This window comes from Actinosynnema sp. NPDC059797, from assembly GCF_042732085.1.
GTDB lineage: Bacteria > Actinomycetota > Actinomycetes > Mycobacteriales > Pseudonocardiaceae > Actinosynnema.
This window is the reverse complement of sequence record NZ_JBHWIE010000610.1, coordinates 1-2754: the sequence shown is the minus strand read 5'-3', so window position 1 is coordinate 2754 and position 2754 is coordinate 1. Positions and strand designations below refer to the sequence as shown.

1 protein-coding gene is annotated in these 2754 nt (G+C 76.6%); it reads left to right on the top strand.

Going from position 1 to position 2754, the window contains the following annotated elements:
- Positions 1–2754 (top strand): amino acid adenylation domain-containing protein (locus ACFV4N_RS42405; RefSeq protein WP_499678349.1); only part of this gene is annotated, 2754 nt, incomplete at both ends.

The following is a 2754-nucleotide window of genomic DNA, read 5'->3' as shown; positions in this document are numbered from 1 at the left end:
CACGAGCAGATCGCCGAGCAGGCGCCGCGCACGCCGGCCGCGACCGCGCTCGTCTCCGGCGACGCCTCCGTGACCTACGCCGAGCTGGACGCGGCGGCCAACCGGCTGGCGCACGCCCTGGTCGACGCCGGCGCGGAGCCGGGCGACGTGGTCGGCGTGCTGCTCGACCGCGACCCCTCGCTGGTGGTCGCGGTGCTGGCGGTGCTCAAGGCGGGCGCCGCGTACACCGTGCTGGACCCCCGCTTCCCGGCCGGTCGGCTGGCCGCCGTGGCGGCGCGGGCCGGACTGCGGCACGTGGTGTCCACACCGGACTGCGCCCTCGACCTGATCGTGGTCGACCCCGGCGCGGACGGCCCCGCCACCGCGCCCGCCGTCGCCGTCGACCCCGCCGACGTGGCCTGCGTGATGTTCACCTCCGGCTCCACCGGCGAGCCCAAGGGCGTCCTGGCGCCGCACCGCGCCCTGGTCGGCACCCTGACCGGCCAGGACTACGTGGACTTCGCGGCCGGCGACGTCTGGTTGCAGTGCTCCCCCGTGTCGTGGGACGCGTTCGCGCTGGAGCTGTTCGGCCCCCTGCTGCACGGCGGCACGTGCGTGCTCCAGCCGGGCCACGTCACCGACCCGGCCGTGATCGCGGACCTGCTCGTCGAGCACGGCGTGACCACCGCGCACCTGTCCGCGAGCCTGCTCAACCACGTCCTCGACGAGCACCCCGACGCGCTCTCCGGCGTCCGGCAGCTCATGACCGGCGGCGAGCCCGCGTCCGTGGCGCACGTGCGCCGGCTGCTGGAGCTGCGGCCGGACGTGCGGCTGGTCAACGGCTACTCCCCCGTCGAGAACATGATCTTCACGTTGTGCCGGCGGATCACGCCGGCGGACACCGGCCTGCCCGCCATCCCGGTCGGCTCGCCCATCGCGGGCAAGCGCGTCTACGTGCTGGACCACCGGCTCGCCCCGGTGCCGGTCGGCGTGCCCGGCGAGGTCTACATGGGCGGCGGCCTGGCGCACGGCTACCTGGGCGCGCCCGGCCCGACCGCCGAGCGGTTCGTGGCCGACCCCTTCCGGAGCGGCGAGCGCATGTACCGCACCGGCGACCTGGTGCGGTGGCGCGCCGACGGCTCCCTGGACTTCCTGGGCCGCGCCGACGACCAGGTCAAGATCCGCGGCTTCCGCGTCGAGCCCGCCGAGGTGCGCACCGCCGTGGACCGGCACCCGGCCGTGCGGCAGAGCGCGGTCGTGGTGCGCGAGGACCGGCCCGGCGACAAGCGCCTGGTCGCCTACGTCGTGGGCGACGCCACCCCGGACCAGTTGCGCGCCCACGTCGCCGACCTGCTGCCCGAGCACCTGCGGCCGAGCGCCTGGGTGTCGCTCGACGCGCTGCCCCTGACGCCCAACGGCAAGCTGGACCGCAAGGCGCTGCCCGCGCCGGAGCGCACCGCGACCGCCCGCCGGACCGCCCGGACCGCCCGCGAGGAGATCCTGCGGACCCTCTTCGCGGACGTGCTGGGCCTGCCCGCCGGGCAAGTGGGCCCCGACGACGACTTCTTCGCCCTCGGCGGCCACTCGCTGCTGGCCGCGAAGCTGACCGGCCGGGTGCGCGCCGCGCTCGACGTGGAGCTGGGCGTGCGCGACGTGTTCGCCGCGCCCGTGGTCGCCGACCTGGCCGCCAGGCTGGACGGCGCCGCCGCCGCCCGACCCGCGCTCGTGGCGGCCGAGCGGCCCGCCGAGCCGCCGCTGTCGCCCGCCCAGGCGCGGCTGTGGTTCCTCGACCAGGTCGAGCGCGGCGGCACCACCTACACCGTGCAGTTCGCGGCCCGGGTCACCGGTCCGGTCGACGCGGCCGCGCTGGACCTGGCCGTCCGGGACGTGGTGGGCAGGCACGAGGCGCTGCGCACGGTCTACCCGGACGTGGCCGGCACGCCGCACCAGCGGGTGCTGCCCGCCGACGAGGTCGGCCGGGTGTTCGCCACCGAAGCCGCCGACGACGTGGCCGCCGCGGTGCGCGCCGAGGCCGCGCACGTCTTCGACCTGGCGGCCGAACCGCCGATCCGGGTGCGCCTGCTCGCCGAGGCGGGCGGGGACCACGTGCTGCTGGTGACGCTGCACCACATCGCGGGCGACGGCTGGTCGCTGCGCCCCCTGCTGGACGACCTGGCCGGCGCCTACCGCGCCCGGCTCGACGGCCACGCGCCCGGGTGGGCCCCGCTCCCGGTGCAGTACGTGGACTACGCGCTGTGGCAGCGGGACCTGCTGGACGGCGTGGAGGCGGGGCAGCTGGAGTTCTGGCGCGCCGCGCTGGCGGACCTGCCCGAGGGCCTGGACCTGCCCACCGACCGCCCGCGACCGGCCCACCCGAGCCACCGCGGCGAGTCGCTGCCGCTCCGGGTGCCCGCCGACGTGCACCGGGCGCTGGCCGACCTGGCGCGCGCCAACGGCGTCACGCTGTTCATGGTCCTCCAAGCCGCCTTCGCGACCCTGCTCACGAGGCTCGGCGCGGGCACCGACATCCCCCTCGGCACCCCCGTCGCAGGGCGCGCGGACGAAGCCCTGGACGACCTGGTCGGCTTCTTCGTCAACACCCTGGTCCTGCGCACCGACACCTCCGGCGACCCCACCTTCCGCGAGCTGCTGGATCGGGTGCGGGAGACCGACCTGGCCGCGTTCGACCACCAGGACCTGCCGTTCGAGCGGCTGGTCGAGGAGCTGAACCCGGCCCGCACCCCGAGCAGGCACCCGCTGTTCCAGGTCTGTCTC